Origin of the sequence: Tropicimonas omnivorans, from assembly GCF_031846565.1 — a bacterium.
Classification (GTDB): Bacteria; Pseudomonadota; Alphaproteobacteria; order Rhodobacterales; family Rhodobacteraceae; genus Tropicimonas_B; species Tropicimonas_B omnivorans.
This window is the reverse complement of record NZ_JAVRHL010000001.1, coordinates 753,020-771,063: the sequence shown is the minus strand read 5'-3', so window position 1 is coordinate 771,063 and position 18,044 is coordinate 753,020. Positions and strand designations below refer to the sequence as shown.

The following is an 18,044-nucleotide window of genomic DNA, read 5'->3' as shown; positions in this document are numbered from 1 at the left end:
AAGAGGCGACAGCGATGCGGGACGAGCAGGATCTGACGGGCACCTATCACTACGGCGTCATGCGCAGGGCGCTGGAGGAGATCGACGCGGCCGGCGGCAGCCTGCCCCTCGACGATCTGGCCGCCCGGCTGGGCATGAGCCCGTCGCACTTCCAGCGCCTGTTCTCGTCCTGGGTCGGTGTCTCGCCCAAGCGCTACCAGCAGTATCTTGCGCTCGGCCATGCCAAGGCGCTCCTGCGCGACCGGCATACCGTCCTCGAGGCCGCGGACGGGGCCGGGCTGTCGGGCGGGGGCCGTCTGCACGATCTCTTCCTGCGCTGGGAAGCGATGAGCCCCGGCGCCTGGGCCGCGAAGGGAGACGGCCAGCGCATCGCCTGGGGCACGTTCGACAGCCCGTTCGGCGAGGTCATTGCCATGGCGACGCATCGTGGCCTCTGCGGCCTCGGCTTCACCGCCGAGACCGGGCGGGAGGCCGTGATGGCCGACCTCGCCGGTCGCTGGCCGAAGGCGGACCTGCGCGAAGAGCCAGCCGCGCTCCGCCCTTGGGTCACCGCCGCCTTCGAGGGCCGGGGCGAGGCGCGTCTGGACCCGCCGGGCGGGCCGTTCCAGATCAAGGTGTGGGAGGCGTTGATGGCGATTCCGACCGCCCATGTCGCAACCTACTCGGACATCGCGGCCGCCATCGGCCATCCGGGCGCGGTGCGGGCCGTCGGCACCGCGGTCGGGCGCAACCCGGTCGGTTTCCTCATTCCCTGCCACAGGGCGATCCGCGCCTCGGGCGGGCTTGGAGGCTACCACTGGGGGCTACCGGTCAAGCGCGCCATCCTCGCCTGGGAATCGGCGCGCGCCGACGCGGTCTGAGACCCGCCGGTCCCGGCCGTCACGCCGACGTGCGCGATTCTTCGCTAACGTGCGTTGCGACTTGCTGTAAAGGGCGCCAAGTTGCCCTAAAAATAAGGGCAGACATTTCACACCAACATCTGAGGCAAGAATCGAATGAGCATCTCCTTCAAATTCGCGGCAGTCGCGCTGACCGGCACGATCGCGCTTTCCGCCTGTACCGACCCGCGCCTTCTCAACGACGGCTCCGACCCCAACCGCACCCGTGACGGCGCCATCGTCGGCGGTCTCGTCGGTGCGGCCACCGGCGCGCTGACGGGTGACGACGCCGAGGACCGCCGCCGCCGCGCCGTCGGCGGTGCAGTGATCGGGGCCGCGGCCGGCGGCGTCATCGGCAACCAGCTCGACAAGCAGGAAGCCGAACTGCGCCAGCAGATGGGCAACAACGTCGCCATCCAGAACACCGGCAACGAGCTGATCCTGACCCTTCCGCAGGACATCCTCTTCGCCACCGACAGCGCCTCCCTGCGTCCGGACCTGCAATCCGACCTGCGCTCGCTCGCGGCGAACCTGCAGCGTTACCCCAACACCACGGTCGACGTGATCGGCCATACGGACAACACGGGTGCTGCCTCCTACAACCAGCAGCTTTCCCAGCGCCGGGCTCAGTCCGTCGCTGGCGTGCTGATCAATTCCGGTGTGAACCCGGCCCGCGTCCGGTCCATCGGCCGGGGCGAAGATCAGCCCATCGCGTCCAACCTCGACGCCGCCGGCCGTCAGCAGAACCGCCGCGTCGAAGTCATCATCCGCCCGAACTGATCGGCCGGACAGACTTCACAGGAAGGGCGGGATCTTCGGATCCCGCCCTTTTTCGTTGCGCGCCCCACGGGGCGGAGTTGCGGGCCGGCAAACGAAAACCGCCCCGGCCGATCAGGCGCAGGGCGGTCTTAGTGTCATCCGCAGATGAGCGCAGGTGCGGTTCAGTGAAGCTTGGCCTCGACCGTTCCGATGCTCTCGTCGATCAGGCGATTCTGACGCTCGCCTGTCATGCGCTCCTTGAGAACGCGCGCGGCGGCGGCTGTCGCCACTTCGATGGCGCGGTTGCGCACTTCGCGAACGGCGGACGCCTCGGCGGACGCGATCTGCTCCTCCGCGGTCGCCATGCGGCGCGTGATGGACGCCTCGAGGTCCGCCTTTGCCTGCCGGGCAGCATCCTCGGCATCGGTCCGGGCTTGCGCGACGATGCGCTGAGCCTGATCCTGCACGTCCTTCTGCTTGCGCTCGAACTCGGCGAGGACGGTCTGGGCTTCCTCGCGGAGGGCGCGCGCCTCGTCCAGTTCGGACCGGATCGTGGTGGCCCGCTTGTCGAGCATCTTCATCAGAAGACCCGGCACCTTGAAATAGACAAGGATCGCCAAGAACAGGATGAAGGCAAGGAGCACCACGAAGTTGGTGTTCCCGAGCGAGAAGAACGGCCCGGTTGCGGCCTGCGCCGGAAGGGCCGCGAGAGCGGCCGCCGACGCGGCGAGTGCGATACGGATCATGCGGTACGGCTCCCCATCTCGGCGTCGACGGCGCCATTCACAGCGGCATCGTCCGCGTCCTGGCCGAACGCTTCGACGATGGACTGAGCGACATCCTTGGCCACGACCTCGACATCCGCCGCAGCCTGGTCACGGATCTCGCCGATCCGGCGCTGGCTCTCGGCCGTCTTCTCGGCGATGTCGGCATCGGCGGCTGCGATGGCCTCGTCGAGGTCCGCCTGGATCTCGGCACGGGTATCGGCGGAGATCTTCTGCGCCTCGCTCCGGGCATCGGCGAGCGCCTGCTTGTAGGCCTCTTCCGCCTCGGACGCGCGGAGCTTGAGCTCCTCGGCCGCCGCGATATCGTTGGTGATCGTGCCATTCCGCTCCGCCAGAACGGCGGCGATGCGCGGCAGCGCGATGCGGGACAGGATGAGGTAAATCGCGACGAGCGCGATCACCAGCCAGAAGATCTGGTTGGGGAACGTTTCGAGGTTCAGCTGCGGCATGCCCGCGGCCTCTTCCTCATGCGCGAGGGTCTCGGTGTGTACATCCACGTCCGACGGCAATGCGCCGACGTCGTGGTTCTCCACTACTCCGGTCCGCCCCGCGGTGTCCGCCGGGGACATTTCCGCGTCGGTCTCTTCCATCGGCGTCTCCTTGGGTCAGACCCGGGGCGGGATGCCCCGGCGGCGGAAGACGATCAGGTCGCCCTCCGCCGGCATATCGCCAGTTGCAGTCCGTCCGATCAGACGGCGAACATCAGCAGCAGGGCGACGAGGAACGAGAAGATGCCGAGCGCTTCGGCGAACGCGATGCCGATGAAGAGCGTGGCGGTCTGGCCGGCGGCGGCAGACGGGTTGCGCAGGGCGCCGGAGAGGAAGTTACCGGCGACGTTGCCGATCCCGAGAGCGGACACGCCGCAGCCGAGACCTGCAAGGCCTGCACCGATGAACTGGCCCATGTTTGCGATTTCGCCTTCCATGATCTTTTCTCCTTGGGACTGGAATTGGCAGATAGGGGTTCGGTCGATCCGGCCCGCCCTTAGTGGTGCGGGTGAAGCGCGTCCTTGAGATAGACGCAGGTCAGGATCGTGAAGATGTACGCCTGGATGAACGCGACCAGCAGCTCGAGCCCGTAGATCGCGGTGATCGCGAGGATCGAGAAGGGCGCGATGGCGGCCGCCGCGGCAAAGCCCGCAAAGACCTTCATCACCGCGTGTCCGGCCATCAGGTTGCCGGCAAGACGGATGGAGTGGCTGACCGGGCGGATGAAGTATGAAATCAGCTCGATGATCGCCAGGACCGGGCGCAGCGCGAGCGGCGCCGAGGCGACCCAGAACAGCGACAGGAAGCCCGTGCCGTTCTTGACGAAGCCGAGGATCGTCACCGTGAAGAAGACCGCGAGGGCCAGGACGGCGGTGACGGCGATGTGCGAGGTGACCGTGAAGGCGGCGGGGATCAGGCCCAGCATGTTCGCCGTCACGATGAACATGAACAGCGTCATGATGTAGGGGAAATATTTCAGCCCCTCCTTGCCGGTCACGTCCTCAACCATCTTGTAGACGAAGCCGTAGGCGAGCTCGGCGACCGACTGGCCGCGGCTCGGCACCACGTTGCGGCCGCGCGTTCCGACGACCAGCAGAAGCGCGATCGCCAGAACGGTCAGGGCCATCCAGAGCGTGACGTTGGTGGGGGTGTACCAGTGGATCTCGTCCCCGCCGAAGAGAGGGCGCACGATGAACTGGTCCATCGGGTGGATCTGGATGCCGCCACTGGCGCCATGCGCCGCCACGTCGTGTGCCGCTTCTTCTTCCACGTCAGCCCTCGTCGTCTGCGGCGGGCCGATCGCCCGCGTTCTTACCGATCTCCTCCGCCGTACGCATCATCACGCGCACTCCGGCGAAGAACCCGAGCCCGATGAACAGGATCAGCAGGAACGGCTTCGTTCCGAACAGGGCATCGAGCCCCATGCCGACCCCGAGACCGATCAAGAGACCGGCCACGAGCTCCGTCACCATGCGCCAGGCGATCTGCGCCTGACTGTGGTGGTCTTCCACCCGGCTCGTCTCCGGCTTTCCCGTCGTGCCCTTGAGGCGCGCGATCTGCTCGTCGAGCCGGCGCAGGCGGTCCGCTTTATCGTCGTCGGTCATGGGCCGCCCCCGTCGTCGGTCGTGGTTCTAGGCAGGGGGGACAGACAAGTCAATTGGCAAAGGACTCTAACAAATCATTGAAAACGTTCGTTTTTACCAAGCAGGGCCTCAGCCCAGAACGGCGCGCAGCCCCGAATCCGCCCGGCTGCCATATTCAACTGCGAGGTTGACCGACGATCCGGACGCTCCTATCGGCGAGGGAATGGTCCGCCCTGCCCCCCATCATCTCGACATTCTGTTCGCCGCGCTGGCCGATCCGACGCGGCGCGCGATCCTGTCGATGTTGCTGGAAGACGACATGGCGGTGACCGACGTGGCTGAGCCCTTCGAGATGTCGCTCGCGGCGATCTCGAAGCACCTGTCCGTCCTGACCCGCGCCGGTCTGATTTCGCAGGAGCAGCGGGGACGGGTGAAATGGTGTCGGCTGGAACCGGCCTCCCTGCGCGATGCCACGGTCTGGATGCAGGGATTCGGTCAGGTCGAACCGGTGGAGATGGACGCGCTCGAGCGCCTTCTCGTCCGGGAGGGACTGATTTCCGATCCCGGCGGCGCGGCGGATGAAACCTCCCGCACCGCCGATGACCGGTGATATCGGCTCAGATCAGAGCACGAACGCCACGATGGCGAGAACGATGACCACAAGGCCGACGAGATAGATGATGCGGTTCATTGTGAACTGCCTCCTGATTGATTTCCAGCCGTAACGCGGACGTGAGGATCACGGTTCCCCGCGTTCAGCCCATCCGCTCCGAGGCGTAGCTGTTGGGAGAGGCCGGGAAAACAACTGTTTTGCTTCCGTTGATGAAAACGCGCCGATGGATATGGGCATGGATCGCCCGCGCGAGCACCTGCGCCTCGACATCCCGGCCCAATGAAACGTAGTCGTTGTTGCTCTGGGCGTGGGTGACGCGCACCGTTTCCTGTTCGATGATCGGTCCCTCGTCGAGATCGGCCGTCACGTAGTGGGACGTCGCCCCGATGAGCTTCACGCCACGCTCGAAGGCCTGCTTGTAGGGATTTGCGCCCTTGAAGCTTGGCAGGAACGAGTGGTGGATGTTGATGATCCGGCCGGACATCTTCCGGCACATCTCGTCGGACAGGACCTGCATGTAGCGGGCGAGGATCACCAGGTCGGCGCCGCTCTCCTCGATGATGGACATCTGCTGCGCCTCGGCCTGCGCCTTGTTCTCCTTGGTCACACGGATGTGGTGGAAGGGGATGTCGTGGTTCACGACGACCTTCTGGTACTCCATGTGGTTGGAGATCACCGCGACGATGTCGATCGGCAGCGCGCCGATCCTCCAGCGATAGAGCAGGTCGTTCAGGCAGTGCCCGAAGCGGGACACCATGATGACGACCTTCATCTTCTCCGCCTCGTCGTGAAAGGCGTAATCCATCGCGAGGCCCTTGGCCGTCGCGGCGAAGCCCTCCTCGAGCGCGGCAAGCGTGCGGTCCTCCTCGGAGACGAAGCTCACGCGCATGAAGAAGTTGCCCGTCTCGGTATCGTCGAACTGGGAACTGTCGGTGATGTTGCAGCCATGCTCGGCGAGATAATTGGCGATGGCCGCCACGATCCCGCGGGTCGAGGGGCACTTCACGGTCAGTGCGAAATTCGTCATGTCACATCCGATTCAGAAACGCGGGGGGACGACGGTCCCATGAGCCCGAACGCTGACCGCCGCCCGGGCCGCCGGCGCGCCGGAAAGCGCCGCACGGCGGAGGGAAAGCGGCGCGGGGCCCTGCCTTTTGTGCGTCAGGCGCCGTGCAGGAAATGCAGCACGTCGCCGTCCGCAACCTTGTAGGCCTTCCCCTCAGCCCGCATCTTGCCGGCATCCTTGGCGCCCTGCTCGCCCCCGAGGGCGACGTAATCGTCGTAGGAGATCGTCTCGGCGCGAATGAAGGCGCGCTCGAAATCGCCGTGGATGACCCCGGCGGCCTGGGGCGCCGCGACCCCGCCCGGAACGGTCCATGCACGGGCCTCCTTGGGGCCGACGGTAAAGAACGTCTGAAGGCCCAGAAGCTCGTAGCCGGCGCGGATCAGCCGATCGAGTCCGGCCTCGTCCAGCCCCAGTGTCTCGAGGAACTCCGCCGCCTCCTCCGCATCGAGCTGGGAGATTTCCTCCTCAATCTTCGCGGAGATGACGACCGTGCCGGCGCCCTGCGCCGCGGCCATCTCCTCGACGGCGCGGGAATGCGCGTTTCCGGTCCCAGCCTCGTCCTCGGAGACGTTGCAGACATACAGGATCGGCTTCGACGTCAGAAGCTGAAGCATCTCCCAGGCCTTCGCATCGTCCGCATCCACCTCGACGGATCGGGCGGGCTTGCCGCCCTCGAGTGCGGCCTGCGCCGTCTTCAGAAGACGCTCCTGCTGGATCGCCTCCTTGTCCCCTCCGCGGACCTTGCGGGTGAGGTTCTGGAGCCGCTTCTCGATGGATTCGAGGTCCGAGATCATCAGTTCGGTCTCGATGGTCTCGGCATCGTCCACGGGATCCACCTTGCCCGAGACGTGGGTCACGTCGTCATCCTCGAAGCAGCGCAGCACGTGGGCGATGGCGTCGCATTCGCGGATGTTGGCGAGGAACTGGTTGCCGAGCCCTTCCCCCTTGGACGCGCCCTTCACGAGGCCGGCGATGTCCACGAACGTCATGCGTGTCGGGATCGTGCGAGCAGATTTCGCGATGCCCGCGAGCCGCTCCAGACGCGCGTCCGGGACGGCCACGTCGCCGACATTCGGCTCGATGGTGCAGAAGGGGAAGTTCGCTGCCTGCGCCGCCGCGGTCTTGGTCAGCGCGTTGAAGAGCGTGGACTTGCCCACGTTCGGCAGCCCCACGATGCCGGTCCGAAAGCCCATGCCGGTCTCCTTGTGATGGATCGCAGGCGCATCTAGGCGAACACGGGCTCAGGGGCAAGCGGCGTGCGGGACCGCAGACCCCGCAGGCAGCCCCTGCGGAGGTCCGTGACGCCGCCTTGGTGCGCGGTCAGCGCGCGCTGCGGTCTTGGCGCGCGGTCAGCGCGCGCGGCGGTCGGCGTGGGACTGGTAGATCAGGATCCACGCCAGGAGGATGAAGATCGGGTGACCGAGACCGCCGCTGATCAGGATCGACGGGATCCAGATGATGAAGGTCACGATGGCGACGATCGGCCGTCCCGCGAGCAGGATGGACAGGGGCGGAAGGAGGAGTGCGAGTATATAATTCATGGGATCCGATATAGGCACGTCTTCGATCATTTCACGGGACCCGCGAATTTTCCGGTCGAGGATCCCGCGGGCGCGCGCTTGATTTCCCCTCCCCGCTCGGGCAACAGCGCCGAGGACCTTCCACCAAGGAGCCGCGTCATGGCCAGGATCGCCGATACCTTCGCCCGTCTTCGCACCGAGGGCCGCAAGGCCTTCGTCTCCTACATCATGGCGGGCGACCCGGATCGGGAGCGCAGCCTGGAGGTTCTCCGCGGGCTTCCGGACGCCGGCGTCGACATCATCGAACTCGGCCTCCCCTTCACCGATCCAATGGCGGACGGCCCCACGATCCAGGCTGCAGGTCAGCGCGCCCTCGCCGGCGGCATGACCCTTGAATCGACCCTCGGCATGGTCCGCGCGTTCCGCGAGGAGAACGACGAAACGCCGATCGTCCTGATGGGCTACTACAATCCCATCTACTCCCGCGGCGTCGAGCGTTTCCTGGCGGAGGCGAAGGAGGCCGGCGTCGACGGTCTGATCGTCGTGGACCTGCCCCCCGAGGAGGACGACGAACTCTGCATCCCCGCACTGAAGACCGGGATCGACTTCATCCGCCTCGCGACGCCGACGACCGACGACGCCCGCCTGCCCCGCGTCCTCGAGAACACGTCCGGCTTCGTCTACTACGTCTCGATCACCGGCATCACCGGATCCGCAGTGCCGGAGCCGTCCGACGTCGCCCCCGAAGTCGCCCGGATCAAGGCCGCGACGGACCTGCCGGTCATCGTCGGTTTCGGCATCCGCGACCCCGAGAGCGCCCGCGGCATCGCCGAAATCGCCGACGGCGCGGTGGTCGGGTCCGCCATCGTCTCCAAGCTCGCCGAAGGCGGGCCGATCGAGGAGCTGCTGGCCTATGTCCGCTCCCTCGCGGACGGCGTGCATTCGGGCTGAACCAGGGCGACGCGGCGATCCCGGCACATGTCCGGCGGCCTCGTCCGGCGCGTCCTTGTTCGCGGCCGATGCTCCTGCTTTTCCGAGGCCCCGCCGGGGCCCACTGGAGACGACATGACGATCCGAACACGCATAGCCGACTTCATCGACCGCCCGTCTTTCAGGAACGGGATCATGGCGGTGATCCTGATCAACGCGGTCGCGCTCGGGCTCGAGACATCCGAGACCGTGATGGCAGAGGCCGGCGGCCTGATCCTCACCATCGACCGGCTCTGCCTCGCGATCTTCGTCCTCGAGATCGCCGCCAAGCTCGTCGCTCGCGGCCCGTCCTTCTTCCGCTCCGGCTGGAACGTCTTCGACTTCGTCATCGTGGCGGTGGCGTTCATCCCCTCGGGGCAGGGCTTCGCCGTGCTGCGCGCGCTGCGGATCCTGCGGCTCCTGCGCGTCATTTCCGTCGCCCCGACGCTTCGGCGCGTGGTGGAGGGCTTCGTCACCGCCCTGCCGGGCATGGGATCGGTGTTCCTGCTGATGGCGGTGATCTTCTACATTGCCTCGGTCATGGCCACGAAGCTCTTCAGCGAGACGTTCCCCGAGTGGTTCGGCTCCCTCGGCGCCTCCGCCTATTCGCTCTTCCAGATCATGACGCTCGAAAGCTGGTCGATGGGCATCGTGCGGCCTGTGATGGAGGTGCACCCGGAAGCCTGGCTCTTCTTCGTGCCCTTCATCCTCGTGACGACCTTCGCGGTCGTGAACCTCGTCGTCGGCCTCATCGTCAACTCGATGCAGGATGCGCACGCGCAGGAATCGAATGCCGCGACGGCGGATTATCGCGTCGAGGTTCTGCAGCGACTCGAAGCAATCGAGACGCGTCTGTCACCGGCATCGGGAGAGACGTCCAAAGCGGCGGTGCGGGACTAGCGCAACAAGTGAGACGCGAAAGGAAGGGCGTTCCCTGCCCCCTCAGAGCGTCGGCTTGACGCGCAGCAAGGGCATGAAATCGGCCATCTCCGGCCCCCGTCCGCGCCCGGTCAGCGCCTTGCGCAGCGGCAGGAACAGGCCCTTGCCCTTGCGCCCGGTCGCGTCCTTCACCGCCGATGTCCACTCGCCCCAGGTTTCGGGCCCGTAGGGAGGCTCGCCCAGAAGCGCCAGCGCCTCGGCCACGAACTCCCGGTCCTCGGGGTCCACCAGCGGCGGAGCGCCCTTCGTGCAGACCTCCCACCAGGGGGCAATGTCCTGCCGCGTCTCGACATTCTCGCGGAACACGTCCCAGAACGCCGCCCGCTCGCCCTCCGGTACGCCGGCCGCGTCCAGCTCGTCAGCGACCGCCTCGACGGGCAGTCTCGCAAGGTAGCGGGCGGTCAGGGGGAAGAGGTCGCTCTCGTCGAATTTCGTGGGCGCCGCGCCGAAACGGGAGATGTCGAAGCCGTCAATGAGCTCCTGATGCGTCTGGCGCAGCTCCACCGGCGCCGAGGAGCCAAGCCGCGCCATCAGCGACAGCAGCGCCATTGGCTCGACGCCGCGACCGCGCAGATCCCGAAGGGACAGCGTACCAAGCCGTTTCGACAGCGCCTCGCCCTGCGGTCCGGTCAGCAGCGAATGGTGCGAGAAGGAGGGCAGTTTGCCGCCCAGTGCCTCGATGATCTGGATCTGCGTCGCGGTATTGGTGACGTGGTCGCCACCGCGAACGACATTCGTGATCCCCATCTCGGTGTCGTCCACGACCGAGGCGAGCGTATAGAGCACCTGCCCGTCGCCGCGGATCAGGACGGGATCCGAAACGCTGGCCGCATCGATGCTCTGGGGACCGAGGATGCCATCCTCCCACTCGATCCGCTGGTGGTCGAGCTTGAAGCGCCAATGGCCCGGCCGCTCCGCGCGCAGCGCATCCTTCTCCGCCTCCGACAGCTCCAGCGCGGAACGATCGTAGACCGGCGGACGGCCCATGTTCATCTGCTTCTTGCGCTTGAGGTCCAGCTCGCCCGGCGTCTCGAAGCACTCGTAGAGCCGACCCGCGGCCCGCAGCTGATCCGCGGCCTCGGCATATCGGTCGAGACGCTTCGACTGCTGCTCTTCGCGGTCCCAGTCGAGACCGAGCCAGCGCAGGTCCTCCCGGATCGCCTCGGCGTATTCAGGCTTCGAGCGCTCGGGATCGGTGTCGTCGAGGCGCAGGATGAACGTCCCGCCCCCGGCCCGCGTGACCAGCCAGTTGAAGAGCGCCGTGCGCAGGTTGCCGACGTGGAGATACCCGGTCGGAGAGGGCGCGAAACGAGTGACGGTCATGGCGAAATCTCCCGGGTGGCAGGGCGGCTTGGCTCTTTCACGTCTCGCCCGCCTTGTCCATATCGGTCGCGATGGCCCCGAGGGAGGACGCAGCATGGACTGGAGCAAGGCCGAAGCGCCGCTCGTGGACGAGATCGCGGCGCTTGCCGAAGCGGCCCGCGCCGCCCTTCCCCCGCCGTTCCGCAGCGGCGCCGCGGACATCGCGATCCGCGTCGTCGACTTCCCGGACGAGGAGATGCTTGCGGAGCTGGATATCGAGAGCCCCTTCGAGCTGACCGGCCTCTACGACGGCATACCGCAGACGGAACGCTCCGTGTTCGATCAGCCATCCCGGCCCGACGTCATCTGGCTCTTCCGGCGTCCGATCCTCGACGAGTGGGCAGAGCGTGGGACCGTCACGCTGGGCGAGCTGGTCACGCATATCCTCGTCCATGAGATCGCGCACCATTTCGGCTGGTCCGACGATGACATCGCGTCCGTGGACGAATGGTGGACCTGAGACGCGGACCGTAACCGGTTGTTCAGTAGTAACGGCTATCGGTGCCTCGAACGAAAGGGGTCCCGGCCAATGCAACGCGTTATTTCACGTTTCCGAATCACGACGATCATCCTGGCCCTCGTGGGCCTCTGCATCTCTCTCGCGGCGATCAGCACCATGCTGGAAGTCAGCCGCGGGGTAGAGAAGTTGAACGGGATCCGCCACGCCAACGTGGTGATCGAGGCGACAGAAGCGCTTGCCAAGTATTCCGGCGCGATCGCCGCGGAGAAGTCCGCCGCGGCGCTCATGCTCGCCGTGCCGGGGGACCGGTACACCGGCCAGTATGCCGCCGCCAAGCAGCGCACGGACCAGCGCGCCGACGAGCTTCGCGACGAGATGGATACGGCCCTGCGATCCGCACGGGACGCCAAGAACCGGCAGGGCCTCGAGGACGTCATCGACTCCATCGAGTCCCTCAGCGGGATCCGGGCCGAAGTCGAGACCCGCTCGCAGACGGCCCTGGAAATCCTCGAAAGCTACACCGACGCGATCCGGCCTGCTCACATCATGATCGGCCGCGCGGCGGACGAGATGACCGTTCCCGTTCTCGGCCGACAGATGCGCGCCTATGCTCTCCTGTCGGACGCCATCAACGACGGTGCGTTCGAGCAGGGCGCTGCCGCGTCGGGATTTGCCGTCGGCGCATTCTCCGAAGAGATGGAAACCATCCTCACCAAGCGGCAGGCTGGCCAGACCCTCCGCTTCGAGATGCTGGACGAATTCCTCGAAGCCGATTTCTTCCAGCGGGTCGAACAGATCGACAGCGGGGACGTGGCCGACCGCATCGACAGGATGCGCGGGATCTACGCCGCCGGCACGCCCGAGCAGATCGAGAGCGTCTCGGTGCCGGCCTGGCTGACCGCAACCGATACGCGCCTTGAACAGATGCGTAACCTGAAAGCCAGGCTCGCGGATCGCCTGCGCGAAACGTCCGAGGAATGGTCGAACGACGTCATGCATGGCCTCGTCCTGATCAGCGCCATCGAGATCGGGGTTCTTATCTTCGTTGCTGCGCTCAGCTTCCTGATGGTCCGCGCGATCAACAAGGCCTTCACACGGACGCTGGCGCCCCTCACCGCCCTTGCCGACGGCGATCTCGACGCGGAAATTCCGGCGGCGGGACGCACCGAGTTCGGCCAGATCGCAGCCTCCATGATCGTGTTCCGGGACAATGCGATCAAGCGGCGCAGTCTTGCGGAAGACGCGGCTCGCAGCGCCGAGGCGCAGACCGCCGTCTTTGACGACATCAAGGACGCCCTGCGCAGCGTCTCCTCGGGCGATCTGACCGTGCGCATCGATCACACGTTCCCCGAGGAGTACGAGGGCGTCAGACAGGATCTCAACTCGGCCGTAGAGAAGCTGGGGGACGCCCTCGGGTCCCTCGTGCAGAACGCCGAAGAAATCCACAGCAATACCGCCGACATCTCCCGCGCCGCCGAGTCGCTGTCCCAGCGGGCCGGAAACCAGGCGGCCACACTCGAAGAAACCGCCGCCGCACTCGATGAGCTCACCTCCTCGGTCTCCTCGACGGCCACCGGCGCCAAGGAAGCGGAGAAAACCGTATCGACCGTCCGCGACGATGCCAAGAAGGCGGGTGACGTCGTGACCGCAGCAATCAAGGCGATGGACAATATCGCGGCCTCTTCCGGGAAAATCACCCAGATCACCTCGATGCTTGAGGACATTTCCTTCCAGACGAACCTCCTCGCCCTCAACGCAGGGGTCGAGGCGGCGCGGGCAGGAGAGGCCGGACGCGGCTTTGCCGTCGTGGCCGCCGAGGTCCGTGCCCTTGCCCAGCGCAGTTCCGACAGTGCCGGCGAAATCAAGAGCCTGATCGAGGAAAGCGCGCGCACCGTGACGCAGGGCGTCGACCTCGTTGACCAGACTGGCAAGTCCCTCACCGCCATCGTCGAGCGTTTCGAGACGATCACCGCGACCGTCGAGGAAATCGCCCACGCGGCGCAGGAACAGTCCATCGGGCTGTCGGAGATCAATTCCTCCGTGAACGATCTCGACCGCGTGACACAGGACAACGCCGCCGCCGCGAGCCAGGTGAACACTGCCGGCGCACTGCTGCGCACGGAAAGCGAGAAACTGCGGTCGCTTGCCGAGAGCTTCCGGACGAACCGGCCGGCCAATGGAACGGTCGTTCCCTTCGGCGGGGCCGAGCGGGCCGCCTCCGCGCCCAGGACCGCACAGAAACCTCCGGCGTCTCGCGGCGCGGCACCGGCGGCATCGGCTGCGCTGGCGGTGGAGGACCCCGGCGACGATGCATGGCTCCAGTTTTAACGCAAGGCATCCAGGAGGAACCGCATGGACAGCAGTTCCGGCGCAGACTCGATCCGTCGCTTCCGGCAGACCGCCGGGGGCTCGGAAAACCTGATCAACCTCGTACAGGGAGATATCGCCGTCTCAGACCGTCCCGGCGACGCACTGACGACCATCCTGGGGTCCTGTGTGGCTGTCTGCCTCCACGACGAGGAACGCAGGATCGGCGGGATGAACCACTTTCTCCTGCCGGTCTCCAACAGCGGCGGCGCGCAGAACCTCAACACGCGTAGTGGCGCATACCTCATGGAATTGCTGATAAATTCCATGCTGAAGAAGGGAGCGCAGAAGCGTCGCATGACGGCCCGCATCGCCGGCGGCGCAATGATGCTCGGCAACGTGCGTCCCATCGGCGCTGCCAACGCGAAGTTCGCCTCCGACTTCCTCGCTGCAGAAAGGATACCTGTCGCCGGTCAGCATACCGGCGGCATCCGCTCCCGACGCCTGAAGTTCAGGATCGCGACCGGGGAAGTCCTGATGCAGCTGATCCGCCCGACCGAGCAGGAAATCGACGCCGTACCTGAGCCCCCCAAACTACCCGATGGATCGGGCGCCATAGACCTCTTCTAGCCGCCCCTTGCATGTTCATTCCCGTCGGGAGCAGGGCGGCATTCGGTTCAGGGCCCGGCCGGGAACCTTCGGCGACCTTCTCATGCCAGGACCGGCTCCGCCCTGCTTTCCGCCCCGGCCCGGCTCGGCACCAACAACATCGACAAGACGTCAGAGCCCGGCGAACTCCATCTTGCGGTCCCGGTCCGGTCAGTCGGGCAGATGAGACGACCGCAGACCCGCACCCAATCAGGGCGCGACGTTGCAGCCCTGACCTGCCACCCTGTCACGGAACAGGCGCGGAACGGGCGGCTCCCCCCACCCCATGCCCGGCGCCGGCCGCGCGTCTGACCTCAGGTCTGGGGGTCGCCACCGCTATCGGCTTCGGCCGGCTCGCGAGACGGAAGCGGATCGTCGATGGGAAGGCCGGGGTCGCGCCAGCGATTGACGATGGGATAGCGCCGGTCGAGCCAGAACGCGCGGGGTGTCAGACGGGCGCCGGGGGCCGCCTGGAAGCGCTTGTATTCGCTGCCGTAGACCAGTCCCTCGACGCGGCGGACCACGTCTTCCTCGAAGCCTTCCGCGACGATGGCGGCGGTGGACAGGTCACGGTCCACCATCATCTCGAGGATACGGTCGAGATCGGCGTATGGCGGCAGGCTGTCCTCATCCTTCTGGTCGGCGCGCAGTTCGGCCGTGGGGGGCTTGTCGATGATCCGGGTCGGAACAACCTCCCCGGACGGGCCCATCATCCAGTCACGATGCTCGGAATTTCGCCAGCGGCAGGTCTCGAACACGCGGGTCTTGTAGAGGTCCTTGATCGGATTGTAGCCGCCGGACATGTCGCCGTAGATCGTGGCGTAGCCCACCGCGACCTCGGACTTGTTGCCGGTGGTGAGCAGCATCTCTCCGAACTTGTTGGACATCGCCATCAGAAGAAGCCCGCGGAGGCGGCTCTGGACGTTCTCCTCGGTCACGTCCTCTTCCAGCCCCTCGAAGAGCGGCGCGAGGGCCGCCGTCACGGCATCGCGCGGACCGCCGATATTCACCTCGTCCAGCCGGCAGCCCAGGGCAGTGGCGACGGCGGCGGCATCGTCGAGCGAGGTCTGAGACGTGAACTCGGACGGCAGCATCACGCAGCGCACGTTCTCGGGGCCGATGGCGTCCGCCGCGATCACCGCGACGATGGCGGAATCGATCCCGCCCGACAGCCCGAGCAGCACTTTCTTGAAGCCGGACTTGCGCAGATAGTCCCGCAGCGCCTCGACCATCACGCGGTAATCCTGCTCCCACGGCGAGGGAACGGGCGCCAGCTGACCCGCGGCGGGGACCCAGCCGTCCTCCCCCTCCTCGAAGTCGACATGGCGGATCGCGGTCTCGAAGAGCGGCATCTGCTGGACGAGCCCGCCCGCCCGGTCGAGCACGAAGGAGCCGCCATCGAAGACCTGGTCGTCCTGGCCGCCGGCGAGGTTGAGATAGACGAGCGGAAGCCCGGTCTCGACCGCGCGGGAGACCATGTGCCCCATGCGCACGTCGCGCTTCACGCGGTGGTACGGGGAGCCGTTGGGGACAAGCAGGATCTCCGCCCCGCTTTCGGCCTGCGCCTCCGCCACATCGGGCCACCAGGCATCCTCGCAGATCGGCGAGGCGATCCGGACGGGGCCGATCCGGTAGGGCCCGTGGATCGGACTGGAGCGGAACAGGCGCACCTCGTCGAACACCCCGTCGTTGGGGCGGTGATGCTTCAGGATGCGGGCGGCGACACGGCCCTTCTCGAGGATCCAGTAGGCGTTGTAGAGCGCCGGCGGATCGGCGAAGGGACCGCCGATGGCGATGGCCGGGCCGTCCGCGCAGTCGGCCGCGAGCTGAAGGAGCGCGCGTTCGGCATGGGCGGTGAAGGCCGGCCGCCGGACGAGATCCTGCGTCTGGTAGCCGGTGATGAACATCTCCGGAAAGGCCACGAGGTCCGCGCCGGCGGCCTTTGCCTCCGCCCAGGCGTCCCGCGCCGCGGCGGCGTTTGCGTCGATCGCGCCCACGGTCGGGTTGAGCTGGGCGAGTGTCAGGCGGAATGTCGGCATGGGAGGTCTTTCGGCTCGGCAATCCTCCGCCAGATAGCAGACTGACGGTCAGTTGACAGCGTCCGGCCCGGAAAAGCGTTGCCGCCGCTCCCGGCCCGCCGTAGGTTGCGCATCCGAAACCGGAGGCGAACATCCGCCCGCTAGTCTTGGGGGAGCAGTCCGATGTCCCGAACCGCCCGATCGATCGCCCTTGCCGCCGCGCTGGCCAGTCTCGCCATGACGGCCGAGGCGCAGGTCAGCCGCGTGCAGACCAAGCAATATGACAATGGCGGCGTCTACGAGGGGACGTTCAAGGACGGGCTCCAGCACGGGCGCGGCACGTATCGGCTCCCCAACGGCTACGAGTACGAGGGCGACTGGGTCGAGGGCGAGATCCTCGGTGACGGCACCGCGCGCTATCCCGACGGCTCGGTCTATACCGGCGAGTTCGTCGCGGGGAAGCCCGAGGGACAGGGCCGGATCGTCTTCGCGGATGGCGGCACCTACGAGGGCGACTGGACGAACGGCGAGATGACCGGCACCGGCACCGCCAACTATGCCAACGGCGTGCGCTACGAGGGCTCTTTCGTCAACGCGCTGCATGACGGGGAGGGCAGGATGGTCTCCCCCAACGGCTATCGCTACGAAGGCCAGTGGGTCGCCGGGGTCAAGGAAGGCCGCGGCACGATCACCTATCCCGACGGCGCCGTCTACGAGGGCAATCTCAGCCGCGGGCAGCGCTCGGGTCAGGGCACGCTGACCATGCCGGACGGGCTCGAATATGTCGGCGAATGGGCCGGCGGGCAGATCAACGGCACCGGCAGGCTCGTCCAGCCGAGCGGCGATGTCTACGAAGGCGATCTGGTGGACGGCAAGCGGGACGGCCGCGGCACCGTCACCTACGCCAACGGAGACGTCTACGAGGGCGGTTTCCAGAACGACCTGCGCCACGGTCAGGGCGAATTCGTCGGGACCGACGGCTACGAATATGCCGGCGACTGGGTCGAGGGCCGGATCGAGGGAACGGGCCGTGTCGTCTATCCCGACGGATCGATCTACGAGGGGACGTTCTCGAACGACCTAGCGGACGGCCAGGGCACGATCACCTATGCCGACGGGTCGACCTACGAGGGCGGCTGGACGGCCGGCGTGATCGACGGCGAGGGCACCGCCACCTATGCCAACGGCCTGACCTATACCGGCGGTTTCGCGGACGGCCAGAACGATGGCCAGGGCGTGATGACCTCTCCCGACGGCTACCGCTACGAAGGCGAATGGCAGGCCGGTCTGCGCCATGGCGACGGAACGGCGACCTATGCAGACGGCACCGTCTACGAGGGCGGCTTCGCCGAAGGCCAGCGCGACGGCCAGGGGACGATCACCATGACCGACGGCTTCACCTATACCGGCGGCTGGTCCGATGGCGAAATCAGCGGCGAGGGTGTCGCGACCTACGCCAACGGCGACCGCTACGAGGGATCCTTTGCCGACGGCAATCGCCAGGGCGAGGGAACGATGGTCTACGCCACCGGCGAGGAAGCCACCGGCACGTGGGACGACGGCGTCCTGACCAGCACCGCCGAACCTGCGGACGCAGTGCCGGCGGCGGCCGATGGCGAGGCGGAGACCAGGGCGCAGTAGGCCTGCGC

Annotated in this window: 19 protein-coding genes; 9 read left to right on the top strand and 10 right to left on the bottom strand. The window is 66.7% G+C overall.

All coding sequences use genetic code 11. The features are described from left to right. Positions 1-14 precede the first annotated feature (14 nt). Together RM543_RS03825 and RM543_RS03820 are read left to right on the top strand one after the other, a co-directional pair. Positions 15-860, top strand: a complete 846-nt coding sequence (locus RM543_RS03825; protein WP_311689566.1) for a methylated-DNA--[protein]-cysteine S-methyltransferase — start codon at positions 15-17, stop codon at positions 858-860. 135 nt (positions 861-995) lie between these two features. Beyond that, a complete protein-coding gene (locus RM543_RS03820; protein WP_311689565.1) occupies positions 996-1,658 on the top strand; it encodes a YiaD family glycine zipper/OmpA-like lipoprotein in 663 nt (220 codons plus the stop codon). A gap of 161 nt (positions 1,659-1,819) precedes the next feature. Here the strand turns inward: RM543_RS03820 and RM543_RS03815 are convergent, their stop codons facing one another. The 5 genes from RM543_RS03815 to RM543_RS03795 all read right to left on the bottom strand — a co-directional run bounded on the left by RM543_RS03815 (position 1,820) and on the right by RM543_RS03795 (position 4,514). Continuing rightward, the gene (locus RM543_RS03815; RefSeq protein WP_311689564.1) at positions 1,820-2,383 is read right to left on the bottom strand and encodes a F0F1 ATP synthase subunit B; all 564 of its coding nucleotides are present in this window, start codon (positions 2,381-2,383) and stop codon (positions 1,820-1,822) included. After that, positions 2,380-3,012: a F0F1 ATP synthase subunit B' gene (locus RM543_RS03810; protein WP_311689563.1), complete on the bottom strand. Its 633-nt coding sequence runs from the start codon at positions 3,010-3,012 to the stop codon at positions 2,380-2,382. Before RM543_RS03810 ends, RM543_RS03815 begins: the two co-directional genes overlap by 4 nt. Before the next feature lie 98 nt (positions 3,013-3,110). Beyond that, positions 3,111-3,347, bottom strand: a complete 237-nt coding sequence (locus tag RM543_RS03805) for a F0F1 ATP synthase subunit C (RefSeq protein ID WP_116085830.1) — start codon at positions 3,345-3,347, stop codon at positions 3,111-3,113. A 59-nt stretch (positions 3,348-3,406) separates the two neighbouring features. Continuing rightward, positions 3,407-4,180: a F0F1 ATP synthase subunit A gene (locus tag RM543_RS03800; RefSeq protein WP_311689562.1), complete on the bottom strand. Its 774-nt coding sequence runs from the start codon at positions 4,178-4,180 to the stop codon at positions 3,407-3,409. Position 4,181: 1 nt separating this feature from the next. Then, entirely contained in the window at positions 4,182-4,514 is a 333-nt protein-coding gene (locus RM543_RS03795) for an AtpZ/AtpI family protein (protein ID WP_311689561.1), read from the bottom strand. 202 nt (positions 4,515-4,716) lie between these two features. Here RM543_RS03795 and RM543_RS03790 point away from each other — a divergent pair, with 202 nt between their 5' ends. After that, positions 4,717-5,103, top strand: coding sequence for an ArsR/SmtB family transcription factor (locus tag RM543_RS03790; protein ID WP_311689858.1), 387 nt, complete (start codon positions 4,717-4,719; stop codon positions 5,101-5,103). A 145-nt stretch (positions 5,104-5,248) separates the two neighbouring features. Here RM543_RS03790 and purU read toward each other — a convergent pair whose 3' ends face one another. From purU to RM543_RS03775, 3 genes are all read right to left on the bottom strand, one after another. Then, positions 5,249-6,133, bottom strand: a complete 885-nt coding sequence (gene purU / locus RM543_RS03785) for a formyltetrahydrofolate deformylase (RefSeq protein ID WP_311689560.1) — start codon at positions 6,131-6,133, stop codon at positions 5,249-5,251. Positions 6,134-6,267: 134 nt separating this feature from the next. After that, a complete protein-coding gene (ychF, locus tag RM543_RS03780; protein WP_116085834.1) occupies positions 6,268-7,365 on the bottom strand; it encodes a redox-regulated ATPase YchF in 1,098 nt (365 codons plus the stop codon). A 156-nt stretch (positions 7,366-7,521) separates the two neighbouring features. Next, entirely contained in the window at positions 7,522-7,713 is a 192-nt protein-coding gene (locus tag RM543_RS03775; RefSeq protein WP_311689559.1) for a hypothetical protein, read from the bottom strand. A 138-nt stretch (positions 7,714-7,851) separates the two neighbouring features. Here RM543_RS03775 and trpA point away from each other — a divergent pair, with 138 nt between their 5' ends. After that, a complete protein-coding gene (trpA, locus tag RM543_RS03770; RefSeq protein WP_311689558.1) occupies positions 7,852-8,643 on the top strand; it encodes a tryptophan synthase subunit alpha in 792 nt (263 codons plus the stop codon). Positions 8,644-8,757: 114 nt separating this feature from the next. Next, the gene (locus RM543_RS03765; RefSeq protein ID WP_311689557.1) at positions 8,758-9,561 is read left to right on the top strand and encodes an ion transporter; all 804 of its coding nucleotides are present in this window, start codon (positions 8,758-8,760) and stop codon (positions 9,559-9,561) included. Between the two features lie 42 nt (positions 9,562-9,603). On the opposite strand, the gene gltX is transcribed toward RM543_RS03765, so the two are convergent. Continuing rightward, positions 9,604-10,923 (bottom strand): glutamate--tRNA ligase, encoded by a 1,320-nt coding sequence (gene gltX / locus RM543_RS03760; RefSeq protein WP_311689556.1) that lies wholly within the window; start codon positions 10,921-10,923, stop codon positions 9,604-9,606. Between the two features lie 94 nt (positions 10,924-11,017). Here gltX and RM543_RS03755 point away from each other — a divergent pair, with 94 nt between their 5' ends. From RM543_RS03755 to RM543_RS03745, 3 genes are all read left to right on the top strand, one after another. Then, positions 11,018-11,422 carry a metallopeptidase family protein gene (locus tag RM543_RS03755; RefSeq protein WP_311689555.1) on the top strand — a complete coding sequence of 135 codons (405 nt, stop codon included), beginning with the start codon at positions 11,018-11,020 and terminating at the stop codon, positions 11,420-11,422. 69 nt (positions 11,423-11,491) lie between these two features. Continuing rightward, complete coding sequence (locus RM543_RS03750) at positions 11,492-13,750, top strand: methyl-accepting chemotaxis protein (RefSeq protein ID WP_311689554.1); 2,259 nt, start codon at positions 11,492-11,494, stop codon at positions 13,748-13,750. A gap of 24 nt (positions 13,751-13,774) precedes the next feature. Continuing rightward, entirely contained in the window at positions 13,775-14,359 is a 585-nt protein-coding gene (locus RM543_RS03745) for a chemotaxis protein CheD (protein ID WP_311689553.1), read from the top strand. 332 nt (positions 14,360-14,691) lie between these two features. Here the strand turns inward: RM543_RS03745 and RM543_RS03740 are convergent, their stop codons facing one another. Further along, positions 14,692-16,416: an NAD+ synthase gene (locus tag RM543_RS03740; protein ID WP_311689552.1), complete on the bottom strand. Its 1,725-nt coding sequence runs from the start codon at positions 16,414-16,416 to the stop codon at positions 14,692-14,694. A gap of 162 nt (positions 16,417-16,578) precedes the next feature. On the opposite strand from RM543_RS03740, the gene RM543_RS03735 reads away from it, so the two are divergent. Next, positions 16,579-18,036, top strand: coding sequence for an MORN repeat-containing protein (locus tag RM543_RS03735; RefSeq protein WP_311689551.1), 1,458 nt, complete (start codon positions 16,579-16,581; stop codon positions 18,034-18,036). The last annotated feature ends 8 nt before the right edge of the window (positions 18,037-18,044 follow it).

Bases quoted from the DNA above. Each gene is read 5' to 3' on its own strand.
- RM543_RS03825 (WP_311689566.1), top strand. From the start codon at position 15: ATGCGGGACGAGCAGGATCTGACGGGCACCTATCACTACGGCGTCATG.
- RM543_RS03820 (WP_311689565.1), top strand. From the start codon at position 996: ATGAGCATCTCCTTCAAATTCGCGGCAGTCGCGCTGACCGGCACGATC.
- RM543_RS03815 (WP_311689564.1), bottom strand. From the start codon at position 2,383: ATGATCCGTATCGCACTCGCCGCGTCGGCGGCCGCTCTCGCGGCCCTT.
- RM543_RS03810 (WP_311689563.1), bottom strand. From the start codon at position 3,012: ATGGAAGAGACCGACGCGGAAATGTCCCCGGCGGACACCGCGGGGCGG.
- RM543_RS03805 (WP_116085830.1), bottom strand. From the start codon at position 3,347: ATGGAAGGCGAAATCGCAAACATGGGCCAGTTCATCGGTGCAGGCCTT.
- RM543_RS03795 (WP_311689561.1), bottom strand. From the start codon at position 4,514: ATGACCGACGACGATAAAGCGGACCGCCTGCGCCGGCTCGACGAGCAG.
- RM543_RS03790 (WP_311689858.1), top strand. From the start codon at position 4,717: ATGGTCCGCCCTGCCCCCCATCATCTCGACATTCTGTTCGCCGCGCTG.
- purU (WP_311689560.1), bottom strand. From the start codon at position 6,133: ATGACGAATTTCGCACTGACCGTGAAGTGCCCCTCGACCCGCGGGATC.
- ychF (WP_116085834.1), bottom strand. From the start codon at position 7,365: ATGGGCTTTCGGACCGGCATCGTGGGGCTGCCGAACGTGGGCAAGTCC.
- RM543_RS03775 (WP_311689559.1), bottom strand. From the start codon at position 7,713: ATGAATTATATACTCGCACTCCTCCTTCCGCCCCTGTCCATCCTGCTC.
- trpA (WP_311689558.1), top strand. From the start codon at position 7,852: ATGGCCAGGATCGCCGATACCTTCGCCCGTCTTCGCACCGAGGGCCGC.
- RM543_RS03765 (WP_311689557.1), top strand. From the start codon at position 8,758: ATGACGATCCGAACACGCATAGCCGACTTCATCGACCGCCCGTCTTTC.
- gltX (WP_311689556.1), bottom strand. From the start codon at position 10,923: ATGACCGTCACTCGTTTCGCGCCCTCTCCGACCGGGTATCTCCACGTC.
- RM543_RS03755 (WP_311689555.1), top strand. From the start codon at position 11,018: ATGGACTGGAGCAAGGCCGAAGCGCCGCTCGTGGACGAGATCGCGGCG.
- RM543_RS03750 (WP_311689554.1), top strand. From the start codon at position 11,492: ATGCAACGCGTTATTTCACGTTTCCGAATCACGACGATCATCCTGGCC.
- RM543_RS03745 (WP_311689553.1), top strand. From the start codon at position 13,775: ATGGACAGCAGTTCCGGCGCAGACTCGATCCGTCGCTTCCGGCAGACC.
- RM543_RS03740 (WP_311689552.1), bottom strand. From the start codon at position 16,416: ATGCCGACATTCCGCCTGACACTCGCCCAGCTCAACCCGACCGTGGGC.
- RM543_RS03735 (WP_311689551.1), top strand. From the start codon at position 16,579: ATGTCCCGAACCGCCCGATCGATCGCCCTTGCCGCCGCGCTGGCCAGT.